The sequence below is a fragment of the Pseudoclavibacter sp. RFBB5 genome (assembly GCF_002931555.1).
Classification (GTDB): domain Bacteria; phylum Actinomycetota; class Actinomycetes; order Actinomycetales; family Microbacteriaceae; genus Pseudoclavibacter.
In genome coordinates this window covers 891,563-908,949 of the sequence record NZ_PSTZ01000007.1, presented here as the reverse complement: position 1 = coordinate 908,949, position 17,387 = coordinate 891,563, and the positions used below count along the sequence as shown (strand labels likewise).

Annotated in this window: 8 protein-coding genes; 6 read left to right on the top strand and 2 right to left on the bottom strand. The window is 69.1% G+C overall.

Translation table 11 applies throughout. The annotated features are described in order from the left end of the window. Nucleotides 1–42: 42 nt before the first annotated feature. Together C5B97_RS12225 and C5B97_RS12220 are read left to right on the top strand one after the other, a co-directional pair. The gene (locus C5B97_RS12225) at nt 43–3,414 is read left to right on the top strand and encodes a UrvD/REP family ATP-dependent DNA helicase (protein ID WP_181026994.1); all 3,372 of its coding nucleotides are present in this window, start codon (nt 43–45) and stop codon (nt 3,412–3,414) included. Beyond that, nucleotides 3,411–6,707, top strand: coding sequence for an ATP-dependent DNA helicase (locus C5B97_RS12220; RefSeq protein ID WP_104312283.1), 3,297 nt, complete (start codon nt 3,411–3,413; stop codon nt 6,705–6,707). The genes C5B97_RS12225 and C5B97_RS12220 overlap by 4 nt, the downstream gene beginning before the upstream one ends. Here the strand turns inward: C5B97_RS12220 and C5B97_RS12215 are convergent. Then, nucleotides 6,682–7,872 (bottom strand): phosphotransferase, encoded by a 1,191-nt coding sequence (locus C5B97_RS12215; protein WP_104312282.1) that lies wholly within the window; start codon nt 7,870–7,872, stop codon nt 6,682–6,684. The two genes, C5B97_RS12220 and C5B97_RS12215, sit on opposite strands and share 26 nt — an antisense overlap. A 94-nt stretch (nt 7,873–7,966) precedes the next feature. Here C5B97_RS12215 and nudC point away from each other — a divergent pair, with 94 nt between their 5' ends. Continuing rightward, nucleotides 7,967–8,905, top strand: coding sequence for an NAD(+) diphosphatase (nudC, locus tag C5B97_RS12210; RefSeq protein WP_257023094.1), 939 nt, complete (start codon nt 7,967–7,969; stop codon nt 8,903–8,905). Continuing rightward, entirely contained in the window at nt 8,889–10,661 is a 1,773-nt protein-coding gene (locus tag C5B97_RS12205; protein ID WP_258068201.1) for an ATP-dependent helicase, read from the top strand. Before nudC ends, C5B97_RS12205 begins: the two co-directional genes overlap by 17 nt. Nucleotides 10,662–11,528: 867 nt before the next feature. Here the strand turns inward: C5B97_RS12205 and C5B97_RS12200 are convergent. Further along, nucleotides 11,529–12,896 (bottom strand): zinc-dependent metalloprotease, encoded by a 1,368-nt coding sequence (locus tag C5B97_RS12200; RefSeq protein ID WP_104312279.1) that lies wholly within the window; start codon nt 12,894–12,896, stop codon nt 11,529–11,531. A 130-nt stretch (nt 12,897–13,026) separates the two neighbouring features. Here C5B97_RS12200 and C5B97_RS12195 point away from each other — a divergent pair, with 130 nt between their 5' ends. Together C5B97_RS12195 and C5B97_RS12190 are read left to right on the top strand one after the other, a co-directional pair. Next, nucleotides 13,027–14,244 carry a PDZ domain-containing protein gene (locus tag C5B97_RS12195; RefSeq protein WP_104312278.1) on the top strand — a complete coding sequence of 406 codons (1,218 nt, stop codon included), beginning with the start codon at nt 13,027–13,029 and terminating at the stop codon, nt 14,242–14,244. 158 nt (nt 14,245–14,402) lie between these two features. Next, nucleotides 14,403–17,336 carry a UPF0182 family protein gene (locus C5B97_RS12190; RefSeq protein ID WP_179556489.1) on the top strand — a complete coding sequence of 978 codons (2,934 nt, stop codon included), beginning with the start codon at nt 14,403–14,405 and terminating at the stop codon, nt 17,334–17,336. Nucleotides 17,337–17,387 lie beyond the last annotated feature (51 nt).

Below are 17,387 nucleotides of genomic sequence, written 5' to 3'. Positions count from 1 at the left end.
GGCTGCGCGTCGAATGTCGGTGCCCCGGGATACCGTGACTGCATGACTTCCGGACCAGTGCTCGATGCAGTGCTCCTCGACGCCACGCAGATGGCCGTTCTCGAGGCTGACGAGACGTCGCATCTCAGCGTTGTCGGTGCCCCGGGCTCGGGGAAGACGACGACGCTCATCGAGATGCTCGCGCGGCGCGTTCTCGTGGACGGCCTCCGCACCACCGAGGTGCTTGCGCTGACCCCCGACCGACGCAGCGCTGCACGGCTCCGCGAGAGCATCGCCGAGCGACTCGCGGTCAGCACCCCTGGTGCCATGGCGCGCACGCCCGAGTCGCTCGCCTTCGAGATCGTGCGTGCCGACCGCGCGAGGCGCGGTATGCAGGCCCCGCAGCTGCTCACGGGCGCCGACGAGGACACGATCCTGGCCGAGCTCATCCAGAGCGACCTCGAGGCGCGCGCCGCGGCCGTCCCGGAGGGGCTGCACGCGGCGCCCGTCGAATGGGCACCGCCCGTGACCCCGGAGACGATCGGGCTGCGTGGCTTCAGGGCCGAGCTGCGCGACCTCCTGGCCGCCATGTCGGAGTACGACGTGACACCGGAGCGACTCGAGGAGCTCGCCCATCTCAGGCCCGTGTGGTCGGGTGCTGCGGCGGTCGCACGACAGTTCCGCGAGAGCATCGAGCAGGCGAAGCCGAACGCGTTCGACACGCCTGGCATCGTGCTCGAAGCGGCCAGTCTCGTGCACTCCGCGGCCAGCCTCGACGCCTTCGCCGAGCTCAAGCTCCTCCTGGTCGACGACGTCCAGGAGTTCACCGAGTCGGGGCGAAGGCTCCTCGCGGCCTTCGCCCTGCGAGGCGTGCGCATCGTCTCGTTCGGCGACCCCGACATCACGACGGGTGGCTTCCGCGGTTCGAGACCGGAACTGGCGGCAGACTGGCGCGGAGAGACGCGCGGCGCGCTCGCGGCGCCGATTCGGCTCGTCCTCGGCACCGTGCATCGAGGGGGTGCGGAGCTCAGAGCGTTCGTGCGGCGCGTCACGGAGGGCATCGGCGTGCAGCGAGAATCCGGACACCGAGGGGCGGATGCGGCTCGGGCCGGTGCCTCAGCGGCGGCCGCCCGAACGCCGGCCGCCCCACCGACGGTGGCTCGCTTCTCCGCCACGTCGGCGGCGGCCGAGTGCCGTGGGATCGCCGACTACCTCCGTGAACTGCACCTCCTTCACGACGTGCCCTGGGATGACATGGCGGTCATCACGCGCCGCGGTGGCAGCATCGAGTCGCTGCGCCGCCAGCTCGCGAAGCTGGAAGTGCCGACGAGTTCCTCGCAGGCCCTTCCCGCGGCGAGAGACAAGGCGGTGCAGGCGGTGGTTCGTCTTGCGGCCATCGCGAGCGGGGCTGATGAGCTCACCCCGGAAGCCATCGCGGAGCTCGCCGCCTCACCGGTCTTCGCGATCGATCCCGTGCAGCTGCGGCGAGTCCGGCGTGCCCTGCGGCTGGACGAGATCGCGGCGGGGGGAAACCGCGCCGCCGACGAGCTGCTCGTCGAGGCCGTCTCCCGCGTTGCCGGCCTCCGCCTCCTGACCGACCCGGACGCGCCCGTCTCGGCGACATTCGAGCGCCTGCTGGCGACAGGCGGCTCGGCAAGCGGACGCAGCGCGACGCGGGCCCTCCAGCAGCTGGGTTCGGTGATCCGTGCCGTCGCAGCCGAGATCGAAGCCGCGAGTGGCCAGCAGCGCAGCATCGCGGCCGACGAGGTCCTGTTCGCCGTGTGGGAGCGCCTCGGCCTCGCGAGACCGTGGCGCGAGGCAGCGCTGGGTTCGGGGCCGCGAGCGGAGCAGATCGGTGCCCACCTCGACGCCCTGGTCACGCTCTTCGACGTCGGCAAGCGCTTCGTGGAGCGGCAGCCGGACGCGGGCATCCACGACTTCATCCTGCAGTGGACCGGGAGCGAGGTCACCGCCGACTCCCTGGCGAGTCGCGCGCACGGCGGCACGGTCACCGTCACGACTCCGGCCGCCGTGCTCGGTCGCGAGTTCCGAGTCGTCGTGGTCGCCGGTCTCTCAGACGGCGTCTGGCCGAACCTGCGTCTCCGCGATTCGCTGCTCGGGGCAGGTCAGCTCGCTGAGCTCGAACGAGGCATCGACACCACTCGCGATCTCGTGGACCGACGACTCGAAGTACTGCACGACGAGCGACGCATGTTCGCCCAGGCCGTCTCCAGGTCCTCGGAGTGGCTGCTGCTGACTGCAGAGGAAAGCGAGGACAGCGCGCCGTCGCCGTTCTTCCTGCTGTCCTCGACCTCGTGGAACGACTCGGTCGCGGGGCCGGGGCAGGTAGCGCTCGGGTCCCTGACCCTGCGTGGCCTCGTCGGCGAGCTGCGTCGTGCCGCGATCGTCGACGGGGTCGAGACCTCCGGCGCGGCAGGTCTCGCGAAGCTCTCGGCGGAGGGCGTGCCCGGCGCGGACCCGGCCCACTGGTACGGACTCCTGCCGCCTACCACCGGCAGGCCACTGCACGACCCGTCCGACCCCGACGCGAGCATCCCGGTCTCGCCGTCCAGCATCGAGAGCTTCGAGGACTGCGGCGTGAACTGGTTCGTGAGCTCGCACGGAGGCGGGAGCACGAGCGAGAGTATGAACGTCGGCAACATCGTGCACGCGGCCGCCGAGTTCGACTTCCCCAGCTTGGAGGCTCGAACGGCCTTCGCGCAGGCGCGCCTGCGCTCGAGTGACTTCGACGCACCCTGGCAGGAGAAAGCCGTTCGAGCGAAGGTCGACGAGCTCGTACGCAACCTCTCCGCCTACCTGCACCGCGTCAGTCTCAGCGGCGGCGCGCTGCTCGGGGCCGAGCGTGGATTCAGCATTGAGGTGCGCGTCGAGGGCGACGCCAGCGCCCAGGTCGTGCTGCGCGGCAAGATCGACCGCATCGAGAGCACCGCTGCCGGTTCCGTCGACGTCGTCGACTTCAAGACCGGCAAGTCGATGCCGTCCAACGACTCCATGACCAGGAACGCGCAGCTTGCCGCCTACCAGCTCGCCCTCTCGACGGGAGCGGTGAGCGACCCCGTCGATCGTCCGCCCCAGTCCGTTGAGCTTCCCCCGCGAAGCGACCAGGGAGGGGAGATCCCCGCCGCAGAGGTGCACGAGGCGAAGCTCGTCTTCCTCGCGAAGCCGACCTCGAAACTCGAGTGGAGCGAGCGCACCCAGCAGCCGTTCGACGAAGCGGCAACCGCGGAGTTCTTCGACCGCGTCCGCACCGTCGCCCTCGGCATGGTCGGAATCCCTGAGCCCTCCCGTGAGACGGGAGGCAGCGACCACGTCGCCGACGCCCACTATCTTGCCCACCTCGAGTCGCACTGCCTCGGCTCGTTCGGTGGCGGACGAGCGTGCGCACTGCACGCCGCACCGGAGGTCACCGAATGACGCACACCTGGCCCGCAGCAGCCGTCACGCACGGCGACATCGCGCTGGCACTCGCCGACAACGACCCGTCGCGAATGCTCGAACCGACCCCGGAGCAGCGTCTCGTCATCGAAGCGCCCCCCGCGCCGAGTCTCGTGATGGCCGGAGCTGGCAGCGGCAAGACTCAGACCATGGTGCAGCGCATCGTCTGGCTCGTGGCCGCTCAGGGCGTGCATCCCACCGAGATCCTCGGTCTGACCTTCACCAGGAAGGCAGCGGGGGAACTCCGAGAACGCGTGCAGCTGGCCCTCGCCCGGCTTCGCAGCGAAGGGCTGGTCGGGGGTGACGAGTTCGCTTCCCCCGAGGTGTCGACCTACAACTCGTTCGCGAACCGCGTGTTCTCGGAGAACGCCCTCCTCATCGGACAAGAGCCGGACGCCCGAATCGTCGACGAGATGACCGCATTCGCGCTCATGCGCAGCGTCGTGCTCGCGAGCGACGACGAACGCCTCAGCTCGCTCGATCTGCAGCTCGCGGCCATCACGGCCCTCGCGCTCAACGTCGCGAGGGCGATGAGAGACAACCAGCTCTCCGCCGACGCGTGCGACGCGTTCGTCGCCGAGTTCCGGCGGGTCGGTCAGCTGCCGGGCCGAGGCAAGGCGAACACGCCGAGCAAGCCGGTGACCGACGCCGTCGCCATCCTGGAAGAGCTGCCGATCTTCGTCGCGCTCGCCGAGCGCTACCAGTTCGAGAAGCGCAAGCGCGGTCTCATCGAGTTCTCCGACCAGGTGACGTTCGCGGCGGAGATCTGCGCGGGCACACCGGCCGTCGTCGCGGAGCTGCGAAGCAGGCACCGGTTCGTGATCCTCGACGAATACCAGGACACGAGCGTCGGCCAGACTCGCCTCCTCGGAACGATCTTCGGCGATCACCCGGTCCTCGCTGTCGGCGACCCGAAGCAGTCCATCTACGGGTGGAGAGGCGCGAGCCCCGGCAACATGCGTCGATTCCACCGCGACTTCAGAACGCGCATCGCACCGCCAGGGGAAGAGCCCACCTTCCAGCTGTCGATCTCCTGGCGAAACGACGCGCGCATCCTCGACGCAGCGAACCAGGTCGCCTCCAGGCTCCCTGAGGCCAATGACCCCGGCGTCACCCAGCTCGGCACGCGGCCGGGTGCGGCGGCGGGCACGGTCTCGCTGGCGTTCCCCGAGACTCTCGATGATGAGGCGGATGCCGTCGCCACTTGGATGCGCGACCGCATCGTGGGCATCGGCGGTGGCGAGACGAAGCCGCCCTCGGGAGCCGTGCTGCTCCGCGCCCGCAAGCTCCTGCCACTCTTCTCAGCGGCACTGACCCGTGCCGGTGTGCCCAACAGGGTCATCGGCTTGGGCGGGCTCCTCTCCTCGCCGGAGGTCGTGGACCTCCGCTGTGCCATGCGCGTCGCGCACGATTCCACCGCGGGCAACGAGCTCATCCGGCTGCTCGTCGGCGCGAAGTACCGGTTCGGCCTCGCCGACGTGAAGGTCATCCACGACATCTCGCGGCGCCTCGCCAACCGGGACGTCACCATGGCTGCCCTCGCGGACGACGTCCGTGCGAGCCGACGAGAACTCGCGAGCGGCGACGACGAGGTGCCGTTGCAGGAGGCGCTCGACTTCCTCGCCACCCGCATCCGGGGCGCGGCCAGGCGTGACGAGCCGGACGCCTGGCTGACCGAACTCAGCGACGAGGCGCTCCGCCGCATCCCGAAGGTGAACGACCTGATCTCCGAGCTCCGACGAAACTCGGGACTCCCGATCACCAGCTTCGTCGACACCACCATCTCGATCATGGGTCTCGACCTCGAAGTGACCGCGAACCCCAGCAACATCGCCAGAGTGGGCAACCTCGACGCGTTCGTCGAAGCGGCCGCGTCATTCGCGTCCGCCGAGCCGGATGCAGATCTGGGCGCGTTCCTCGACTGGGTCGAGATCGCCGCGGGGGACGACACGCTCGCCCCCGTCCAGGAGCAGGCCGAGCCAGGGGTCGTGCAGCTGCTCAGCATCCACGGTTCCAAAGGACTCGAGTGGGACTTCGTCGCCGTGCCCCGGAGTGTCGAGGGGGAGATGCCAAGCTCATCACGCGACGGCCTCGGCTGGATCCGGCGCGGTGCCATCCCGTACGAGCTCCTGCTCGACGCCCACGACCGGCCGGAGCTGCCCTGGCGGGAAGCGGAGTCGCAGAAGGAGCTCGCCGACCTCATGGTCGAGCTCAAGGAGCGCATCAGGGAGCGCAACGACGACGAGGAACGGCGACTCGCCTACGTCGCCTACACGCGTGCGCGCCACGAGCTGCTCATCACGGGTTCCTACTGGAGCGCCATCCACAAGGCGCCACGGAAGGTCTCGACCTTCGTCAGCGAGCTCGCCGACGCGGGCATCATCGAGACCCCGCCGGAGAACACGCTCGAGGATGCGCCGGAATCACTCGCCGCGGACAGCGTGGCGTGGCCGCATCAGCCATTCACCGAGGCCCGCCGTCGGCGGGTGGGCGAGCTCGCAGAGGCCGTCGCCAGTGCTCAGCACGGCGCGACGATCCCGGACGCAGCGCTCGATCGACGCATCGACCTCCTCCTCCGGGAACGCGCCGACCGCAGCACGGTGACGCACATCCAGCTCCCGTCACGTTTCGCGGCCTCGAAGTTCAAGGACCTCGTCACCGATCCCGCCGAGATCGCGGCGCAGTTGCGACGCCCGATGCCGCAGAAGCCGTTCAGACAGACCCGGATCGGGACGATGTTCCACGCCTGGGTGGAGGCTCACTACGCTGCGCCCAACGTCGGCGGAGACCTCCTCGGCATGGCCGAGATCTTCGGCACGGAAGACGCGGCACTTGGCAGCCTCGCGGACGCGTCAGGCGCCGACTTCGCCGAACTCGAACGCCTGCAGGACGCGTTCCTCGAGACGCCGTGGCCGCACAGGACCCCGATTCTCGTGGAGCAGACCATCGAGTTCCGCCTCGGCGACCGCACCGTGGTCTGCAAGATCGACGCCGTCTTCGAGCACGACGGCCGAATCGAGGTCGTCGACTGGAAGACCGGTCGCGTGCCGAGCGGCGAGAGCGCCCGATGGGAGCGTCAGCTGCAGCTCGCGCTCTACACACTCGCCTACTCGGAGCACACCGGTATCGCGCCCGAGCTCATCGACGCAGTGCTCGTCTACGTCCGCGAAGGCGAGGAGATCCGAGTCCCGGAGATCACAGGGCGCCGAGAGCTCGAACGTCTGCTCGCAGAGGCGGAAGCTGCGCTCAGCGCCGCGAGTCCGTCTGCATGAAGTCGTTCGGGGGAGTGTCGTCGTCGAGGTCGTCCTCGGCTGCGTGATCGACGTCGACCTCCGGGCTGTCGTCAGGATGCACGCCGGCAGGGGCCCCAGAGTCGGTGCCGTGCAGCAGTCCGGTCAGCACGGCGCTCCCCGTGTCCTGCGTGGCAGGCTGGTGCGCCGGGCGGCGACCAGCGGCCTCCTTCAAGAGCTCCTGCACCTCGGCGATATCGAGCACAGGAAGCGTCTCGTGGACCAGCGGCTGAGCGGGCGCACGGTGGATGCGGTCGACGAGAGAGTCGAGCATCCCCTCCGCGTCCGAGATGATGTCCGCGTCGCCGGCATCCACGCCGTGGAGCAGCCAGCGGGCGAGCTCGAGCTCTGCGTAGAGCAGTGCGCGCTGTCGAAGCTGCCGATCCACGGTCCCGGGGGCCTCGTCCGTGTACTCATCGAGAATCCCGCGAGCGATAGCGCCATCGAGGGACGAGATCCAGTGGAGGTCTCGAGCAGGATCGCCGACGCGCAGGTCACTCCAACCGAGAACACCGCGCACCTGATTGCCGTCGGTGATGATCGACGAGAGCCCGAGCGCCCCATGGATGACCGTCGGCTGGAACTGCCAGAGCGAATCGTCGTCGACGGCCGCCGACCATCGGCGGTCCAGCGTGACCGGAAGACGGCCGGTCTCCTTCGCTCGGGCGATCGTCTGCGCGGCGGCCTGCCTCGCTTCAGTCGCGGTGAGCGTCGGCATGCCCGCGGCCTCGACGGGCCCCTTCGGAAGAGAGTGGATGGCGGCGATGGCACGACCGAGGCTCACGAGGAAGAGCGTGCCGGGCTCGAGCGTCTCCTGGTCGGCGGGGATCCCGCGCAGATACGTGTACACGGCGACCCGCTCGCGCTGACCGGCCAGGCTGCCGAGCACCTCGGACACCTGGAACGGGAGTCGGCTGCGCATCCCGGGTGTCAACACGGCCAGCGCACGCACGTCGGCCAGCTGCTCCTGAGCCGCGGCGGACGACGTCGGGCGCCGAGCGATGATCGTCTCGCCGTCCGCGAGCGTCAGCAGAGCGGCGTCGAAGTCGCCGTGCGCCCCATACGTGTGCTCGAGGGCCGCAGCCACATCGAGGTCGGGGACAGCGGCCACGGCAAGTGCCGCGAGTTCCAGCGAGAGCTCAGCCATGGGTCCAGGTTAGGAGGCAGGGTCCAGGCTGAGCGAGTGCCACGCCCGCACAGCGTCGAGGCGACCTAGGATGAGTCCGCCTATGAATCACTTCATGTCTCGTCTTCCCCTCGCCCAGCAGCAGACCGATCGCGACCACGAGCGTCGGAGCCAGCCCGGTCTCGTTCAGGCGCTCTTCGCCGATGACGCCACCCGCGTGCTCGTCCTGAGCGGAGGCAAGGCGCTCATGCGCTCCGACGGCGACGGGCCGAAGCTCGAGCTGCTGGTCGCGACGAGCGAACGCGCCTCGATCCTGGCACCCGTCATCGGCGAGGCCATCTACCTCGGTCGCACACTCGCCGACGACGACGGGCTGCCTAAGGGCACCTCCGTCGTGTCCGTCAGCGTCGGCGAGCATCTCGCGGCCGCCCTCGAGCCGGATGCGCGCCTCTGGGCGGGGCTCATGGAGACCGCCGCGCACCTGGGCGCTGTGCACTGCGGGCTGTTCACGGAGGCGCTCGCCATCACGAACTGGCACGACACCCACGGGTTCTCGCCGCGCACCGGCTCCGCGACCAGCTCGGGCCTCGCCGGCTGGGTGCGCCAGGCGGAGGGCGAGTCGCACGTCAGCTTCCCTCGCACGGACGCGGCTATCATCGCGGCCGTCCTCGACCGGGATGATCGCATCCTCCTCGGCGCGAATGTGCGGTGGAACCCGCGACGCTTCTCGCTCCTGGCGGGCTTCGTCGAGCCGGGAGAGTCGTTCGAAGCCGCCGTCGCACGCGAGATCTACGAGGAGGCCAGGGCCCACGTCGTCGAACCGAGGTACCTGGGTTCGCAGCCGTGGCCATTCCCCGCGAGCATCATGGTCGGCTTCACCGCCAAGCTCCACCCGGACCAGGACCCCGCGAGCGTCGAACCTGACAACGACGAGATCGTCGAGCTCGGCTGGTTCACTCGAGACGAGGTGCGCGCCATCGAGGATCGGCTCCCCGGCCCCACCTCGATCGCACGCGCGATCATCGATGCGTGGCTCAGTGGTCACCTCGACTGAATCGGAGACACCGGCGCAGGCCTCGACGGCAGACGTCAGCCTCCTCGCCTCCCTCAACGACGCGCAGCGTGAGGCCGCGCTGGCCCTGGTCGGACCGGTCTGCATTCTGGCCGGTGCCGGGACGGGCAAGACCCGCACCATCACGCACCGCATCGCCTACGGCATCCGCGCCGGCGTGTACGACCCGTCCCGAGTGCTCGCCCTGACCTTCACCTCGAAGGCGGCGGGCGAGTTGCGCGGACGCCTCCGCGATCTCGGAGCCTCCGGTGTTGCCGCTCGAACGTTCCACGCCGCCGCGCTGAGTCAGCTCGGCTTCTTCTGGCCGCACACCGTCGGCGGGCCCGCGCCGGCGATCGTGAAGGGCAAGGGGAGGCTCATCGCCGAGGCCGCCGAGCGCATCCGCCTGCGCCTCGACCCGGCGGGGGTGCGGGACATGGCGACGGAGATCGAATGGCGCAAGGTGCGCGAGCTCTCGCTCGAGGAGTACGCGATCCAGCTGCGAACGACGCGATCGCTGCCGAAGGGCGTCGGCGACGACGCGGCGCTCGCGCTGCTGCAGGCGTACGAGGACATCAAGGACGAGCGTCGTCAGATGGACTTCGAGGACGTCCTCCTGGCCACCGTCGGCATGCTCGAGCTCGAACCGTGGGTGACCCAGCGTGTCCGCGAGCAGTACCGGTTCTTCGTCGTGGACGAATACCAGGACGTCTCGCCGCTGCAGCAGCGACTGCTGCAGCTATGGCTCGGGGAGCGACGCGAGCTGTGTGTCGTCGGCGATGCGGCGCAGACGATCTACTCGTTCGCCGGGGCGTCCAGCTCCTTCCTGACGGGGTTCCCCGAGCGCTATCCGGACGCGCGGGTCGTGCGTCTCGAGGACAACTACCGCTCGACATCCGCGATCATCGGCGTCGCCAACGAGGTCGCCCGTCACGTGCCCTACGCGCTCACGCTCGAGCCGGCCGCCGAGACGCCGAGGCGTGAGCCGCTGCCAGAGGTGCTGCAGTTCCACGATGACGATGATGAGGCGCGCGGGGTCGTGCACCGCATCGGCGAGGATCTCCGCGGCGGGATCCCGATCGAGAGCATCGCCGTGCTCTACCGAACGAACGTGCAGGCCGCCGCCGTGGAACGGGCCCTGCAGGACGCGGGGATCGCCTACTCGGCCATCGGGCAGCGCCGGTTCTTCGAGCAGCCGGAGGTGCGCCAGGCGCTCAGCGCACTGCGTGCCGCCGTCATGCAGGAGACCGAGGGGCCCCTGTTCCAGGCGGTCAGCGACGTACTCCGCGACCTCGGGTGGACACACGAGCCGCCCGCCGACTCCGGCGCGCTCCGCGACCGTTGGAACTCGTGGGACGCGCTTCTGCGGCTGGCCGATGCGCAGCCGCACGGCACGAAGCTCGCTGAGTTCTCGGCGGAGCTGCAGCAGCGGGCCAAGATGCAGTACGAACCGGAGCTGCGAGCCGTGACGCTCTCGAGCATCCACGCGGCGAAGGGGCTCGAGTGGGACAGTGTCACCATCATCGGGGCGAGCGAGGGCCTGCTGCCCATCTGGTACGCCGAGTCGCAGGCGGAGCTCGACGAGGAACGGCGCCTGCTGTACGTGGCCGTCACGCGCGCACGGAAGCGTCTCCGCCTGACGCATGCGCAGTTCGGGGGGAGACGCGACGCGGAGCGCCCCGCGTCTCGCTTCCTGGCAGAGCTCGGCACCCGCATTCGCCGTGGAACGAACGGTGCGTTCGGTGGACCTCGCCGCTGACGGCGTCGAGCTTCCAGGACTCGGAACCGCAATCTGCTGACGCGGGTCCCTCGGCGAGCCAGGAGGCCACCGATCTCGTCACGAGGCTGCGCACGATCTCTCGAGTGGATCGCGGCAGCGGGACCCGGTCGGTGACAGCGAGCTGCGTGGCGATGGCCGCCCAGGCCCGGTCGGCGTCGAGTCGGTGCAGATCGTCGCAGCGCACGCAGGGCGTGCGGCCGGGAACGACGAACGGCCCTACGGTCGCCCCGAGGTCCTCCGCGATGACGACGAGGTGGGGGACATCGTCGGCCATCAGCGGCGCGTATCGCCGCCGCGGCAGGACGTAGTCGGCGCAGTCGACGACCACCCCGATCTCGGCGGGTCTCGGAGGCCGATAGTCGGCTCCGGCACGCCTCACGGTGCATCCGAGCGCCGCGATGTGCTCGGAGAGGTCGTCGCCCGCGACGGTGCCGCGCACCAGGACGACCGGTGGTCGCCGCGGTACGCCACTCGCGGGTCTCGTCGCCCGTCTGCGCGGCGAAACCGGCGCCACCTCGAGCAGCGGGCTGACGGCGTCCAGCAGGTCGCGCACTTCGGCGCTGGTCAGCCCGAGTCGGGAGCCACGCTCCTGGAACTGCTCGAGCGTGCCCTGCTGACGCAGCGATTCGAGGAAGCGCTCGGCTCCCGTGCTCGGCACGTCGATGATCGCGTGAGCGGCAACCCCGCCGAGCTGGAGAACCGTGGGGGAGCGCCACACGATCGGCACACCGGGAGGCAGTCGCAGGTCCATGCGGAGATCATGCTGGAACTCGCGGTCCCGCGCAGGAGTTCTCCACAGGCAGGCGGGGGCGCGGCCGGAGGGTCGAGCCCGCCGGCCGCCGCCCGCTAGCCGGTGGGCTTGTCGCCGCCCTCGGGCGCATCTCCGAACGCCGTCGGGTCGTCGAGGAACTTCGCGAGCGCCTCGTCGTACTCGTCCGCCGGAAGCTCGCCGAAGCCGAGCCTCGTCACGAGCGCCTCCGGGTGGTCGATGTCCTCACTGGTGGGAAGGGCGTCGAAGTGCGCCCAGAGCTCGTCGCGAACCTGAGCGCCGTGGGCTTCGGACACGGCCCTCCACATGGCTGCCGCTTCGCGGAGGCGACGGGGACGCAGCTCCAACCCGACGAGCGAGGCGAACGCGCGCTCCGCCGGTCCACCGACGGCTCGCCGACGGCGGACCGTCTCGGCCAGCGCAACGGACTTCGGGAGCCGCGCGGTCGCGTCCTCCGTCACGACGTCGACCCAGCCCTCGATGAGCGCGAGCATCGTCTCGAGTCGCGCCAGCGCCGCCTCCTGCTGCTCGGTGCGAGGCGGGATGAACGCGCCTTCGGAGAGCGCGGCCCTGATGCCGTCCGGGTCGCTCGGGTCGAGGGTCTGCGCGAGTTCCTCCATGCGGGACACGTCGATGCTCACCCCTCTGGCGAACTCGGTGATCGACGAGATGAGATGCAGGCGGAGCCATTTGGCGTGCTGGAAGAGACGCGCGTGGGCGGTCTCGCGCACCGCGAGGTACAGCTCGACCTGCTCGCGGTCGACGTCGAGGCCCTCGGCGAAGTCGTCGATGTTCTGCGGCAGTAGCGAGGGCCTGCTGTGGTCGAGGACCGGCACGCCGATGTCGCCTCCGGCGACGACCTCCTCTGCGAGGTTCCCCACGACCTGGCCGAGCTGCACCGCGAACATGGCACCGCCGATGCCGCGCATCATCGAGGAGGACTGGCCGAGCAGCTGCGCCATCTCTGGTGGTGTCTGCTCGGTGAGCACGTTCATGAGCGCATCCGCGATGCTCGTGGCGACCGGCTCGGACAGCGACGTCCAGAACTGGATCGAGCCCGTGATCCACTCGAGTCTGGTCAGCGTCGCGGGGGATTCGTTGAGCTCGCCGAGTTCGGTCGCCTCGCTCAGCCACAGCTGCGCCACGCGGAACGCCTGGTCGAAGCGGGCGGCCTCTTCCGAGCTGATCTCGCGGTTCTTCGGCTGCGCGACTCGGCGCGCCTGGTCTCGTGCGACCTGCCAGTCGAGCCCGTTTCCCGGGTTCGCCACGGCCGCCTGCAGCTGCGACAGCAGCGCCTGCACCGCGGCAGGGTCGTTCGGGAGCCCCGCGACCCCAGCCAGCTTCGCAGGGTCGAAGCCGCCCTGGCCGCTCAGCAGCTCACGAAGCAGCTTGCGCAGCTCGTCCTCGGATCCGTCGTCGGGAATCGGTCCCTGTGCACCACTCATTCCGCACCTCCCAGCGCTTGGATCTACGCTAGCTCGTGGCCCCTCGAAGGAAGGGTCGCCGTGACTGCGTATGCGCCGAGTGCCTTGCGCCACGGGCGAACAATGGCCGCAGGACATCGAAACGAGCGCAGTGACCTTCTTCTCAGAGCCCTCACCAGAGGGTGAAGCGCGTGTGCGCGAGCAGTCCGAGGCGTTCGCCAGAGCGCACGAGGCGAACCGCCGTCGAAGCGAAGAGGGGACCCGCCGGGCGCGCATCGGTCTCGTCTTCCTGTCGATCGGCATGCTGCTGCTCGTCGCGCTCGGGTTCAGCCCGGCCCCGTACGTCGTGCGCTCGCCCGGTCCCGTCTTCGATGCGCTCGGCACCGTGCAGGCGTCGCAGGAGGACCCCACGCAGGTCGAGGTCATCACGATCGGCGGAGCGGACACGTTCGAGCCTTCTGACGGGCAGCTGGATGTCATGACCGTCAACGTGGGCGGGAGGCCGGAGAACCTGCCCAACTGGTTCGAGGTGTTCCTCGCCCTCGTCACGCCGTCCAACGACGTGCTTCCCGTGGAGGCGTACTACGCAGATGCCGAGACCGGCGAGCAGCGCGACGCGCAGAACGCTGCGCTGATGCAGGGTTCGGAAGCGGATGCGATCGCTGCCGCGCTCCTCAACGAGGGGTACGACGTCGGAACGGCACTCGCGATCGTCTCGGTGGGCGAGGACGGGGCAGCGGCAGGGATGCTCGAGCCGGGTGATCTCGTCACCTCAGTGAGCGGCATCCCGGTCGACTCGACCGAGGGCCTCCCGGCGGCGGTCGCCGAGGCCTCAGGCGGCAATCTGGACGACCTGCAGCCGGTGGACGTCGCTGTCGACCGGGGCGGCGAGTCCAAGACCTTCTCGATCACGCCACGCGCGGGTGTCGTCGAGGGGGAGGAGCGAGCCCTGCTGGGCGTCACCGTCTCCACGCAGCACGACTTCCCCATCGATGTGAGCATCGAGCTCGGCAACGTCGGGGGGCCGAGCGCGGGGCTCATCTTCGCGCTGGCCGTGTCGGACAAGCTCGTCGACGGCGACCTCACCCAGGGGCTTCACGTCGCCGGCACCGGCACGATGTCCCCGGACGGCACCGTCGGCAGCATCGGCGGCATCACGCAGAAGCTGTACGCGGCCGTCGAGGTCGGGGCGGACCTCTTCCTCGCTCCGGCCGACAACTGTCAGGACGTCATCGACGGCGGTATCCCGGGTGGGATCCCCGTGTACGCGGTCTCGTCGCTCACCGAGGCTGAGCAGGTCATCCAGACCGTCGGCGAAGGCGCCGACACGACCTCGCTGCGCACCTGCGAGTCGGTGCTCGGCTCCTGAGGCGGCGGTGTCTCAGTTTTGCCAGGCACTTGCCAGATAAACTCTCCTAGTTCCCCTTTCTCGGAAAACAAACGGCCCTTCCAGGCAATGACAGGTACGACGTGACAAGCACTGCAGCTCAACAGCCCCAGAGTCCGAAACCCGCCAGCCGACGTCGGATGGGACCGCTCACGATCACACTGCTGATCGTCGTGGCGCTTCTCGTCGTCTTCTTCTGGTTCGCCGGCCGATACGCGGACGTGCTCTGGTACGACCAGCTCGGCTTCCTCCAGGTCCTCCTCACCGAGTGGGGAGCTGGCGCGATCATGTTCGCGATCGGACTCGTCGCCATGGCGGTGCCCCTGTATGTGAACCTGCAGATCGCCTACCGCGCGCGTCCCGTCTACGCGAAGCTCAACGAGCAGCTCGACCGCTATCAGCAGGTCATCGAGCCCATCCGTCGCGGGGCAATGGTGTTCGTGCCCGCCATCTTCGGCCTTTTCGCCGGTGTGGCGCTCATCGCGTCCTGGCAGACCGTGCTCATGTGGATGAACTCGACCCCGTTCGGCGAGACCGACCCGGTGTTCAACCTCGACGTCTCGTTCTACGTCTTCCAGCTTCCCCTGTACCGCGGTGTGGTCGCCTTCGTGAGCGCCGTCGTGCTGCTCTCCCTCATCCTCACGGCCGCGACGCTGTACCTGTACGGCGGCATCCGCGTGACCGGTCGCGAGGTCGTCATCTCGAAGAGCGCGCGAACGCACATCGCGATCCTCGCCGGCCTGTACATGCTCGTCCAGGCAGTGAGCTTCTGGCTCGACCGCTACGCGGCGCTGAACACGCTCTCCGGCCGCTGGACCGGTGTGCTCTACACCGAGGCGAACGCGACGATCCCCGGCCAGGGCATCCTCGCCGGAGCCGCGATCGTCGTCGCTGTGCTCTTCTTCATCGCGGCAGCCATCGGCCGCTGGCGTCTTCCGCTCGTCGGAACCGCGCTGCTCGTCATCGTCGGACTCGTCGTCGGCATGGTCTACCCGTGGATCGTGCAGCAGTTCCAGGTCGGACCGAGCGAGCAGGCACTCGAGACCCCGTACATCCAGAACAACATCGACGCGACCCGCGCCGCGTACGGCCTCGACAAGATCGAAGAGGTCAACTACGCGGCCGAGACGACGGTCAGCCAGGGGCAGCTGCGTGACGACGCCGACACCACGGCGAACATCCGCATCCTCGACCCGTCGCTCGTCTCGCCGACGTTCGCGCAGTTCGAGCAGGAGCGCGCCTACTACCAGTTCCCGGAGAGGCTCGACGTCGACCGCTACGAGATCGACGGCCAGGTCCAGGATGCGGTCGGCTCCGTCCGCGACATCAACATCGCCGGCCTCGGCGCCGACGCCCAGTCATGGGTCAACAACACCATCGTCTACACGCACGGCTATGGGCTCGTCACGGCCTTCGGCAACCAGCGCGGCCCAGACGGCCAGCCCCTCTTCATCGAGGGTGGCATGCCAAGCGAGGGCGCGCTCGGCGAGTTCGAGCCCCGCGTCTACTTCGGCGAGACCTCGCCCGAGTACTCCATCGTCGGTGCTCCCGAGGGGTCCGAGCCAGCTGAGTTCGACCACGTGTCGGGCGCGGATGGCGCAACCCAGACGTACAACACGTTCACGGGAGACGGCGGCCCCGATCTCGGCAACCTCTTCAACCGTCTCGTCTACGCGATCAAGTTCCAGTCGGAGCAGATCCTGCTCTCGGAGTACGTCAACGACGAGTCGCAGATCCTCTACGACCGCGACCCGGCCGAGCGAGTGCAGGCGGCTGCCCCGTACCTGACGATCGACTCCGACCCGTACCCCTCGGTCGTGGACGGACGCCTCACGTGGATCGTCGACGGCTACACCACGAGCAACAAGTACCCGTACTCGGAGCTCGCCGGCCTGCAGAATCTGCTCGAGGACGCGGACACGCCGGCCTCCTCGCTGCCTCCAGAGGTCATCAACTACATGCGCAACTCGGTGAAGGCGACCGTCGACGCGTACGACGGCAGCGTCACGCTCTACGCCTTCGACGAGACGGACCCGATCCTGCAGACGTGGCAGAAGGTCTTCCCGTCGACGCTGAAGAACGTGTCAGAGATGTCGGGTGACCTGCTCAGCCACATCCGCTACCCCACGGACATGTTCAAGGTGCAGCGCGAGATGTTCGCGCGGTACCACGTGACCGACGCGAGCACGTTCTACAACCAGACGAACGCGTGGCAGCTGCCGCAGAACCCGACTGGTGGCGAAGCGTCGCAGCCCCCGTACTACCTGACGATGCAGCTCCCCGGGCAGGAATCGGCCTTCTCGATCTACTCCACGTACATTCCGCTGACGAACGCGAACGCGCAGTCGAGGAACGTGCTGAGGGGGTACCTGGCGGCGAACTCCAACGCGGGTTCCACAGACGGCACGGTCGCTGACACCTACGGGCGCATCACGCTCCTCCGGGTCGAGAACGACAACGTCAACGGTCCGGGTCAGGTGCAGAACATCTTCAACTCGAACGAGACGGTCGCCAACCAGCTGAACCTGCTCGAGCGAGGCGGCCAGACGCAGGTGCTGCGAGGCAACCTGCTGACCGTGCCCGTCGGCGAGGGCTTCCTGTACGTGCAGCCGGTCTACGTCGAGTCCACCGGTGAGACCAGCTACCCGCTGCTCAGGCGCGTGCTCGTCGCGTTCGGCGACAAGATCGCGTTCCAGCCGACGCTCGACGAGGCGCTCGACGAGCTCTTCGGTGGCGACGCCGGTGCGGACGCGGGTGACGGTGGCGTCGAGGTCTCCGACGACGATGTGCCTGTCGACTCCATCCCGGACGACACCGCTGGGACGCCGGCTCCGACTGCTACGACTCCGCCGGCTGGCGGGGGAACGGGGACTCCACAGGAGCAGCTCTCGACGGCCCTGGCCGACGCTGAGCAGGCACTTGAGGACCGCACGACGGCGTACGCGAACAACGACCTCGTTGCCGCAGCTGAGGCTGACAAGCGACTCACGGACGCCTTGAACCGCGCCCGTGAGGCTGATGGTCAGATCTCGGGCACCTCGGGCGAGTCCCCGGAGCCGACGCCCACCACGTAGGCGGCCGAGCTCCACACGCCGACGGGCGTCGTCCTCACTGAGGACGGCGCC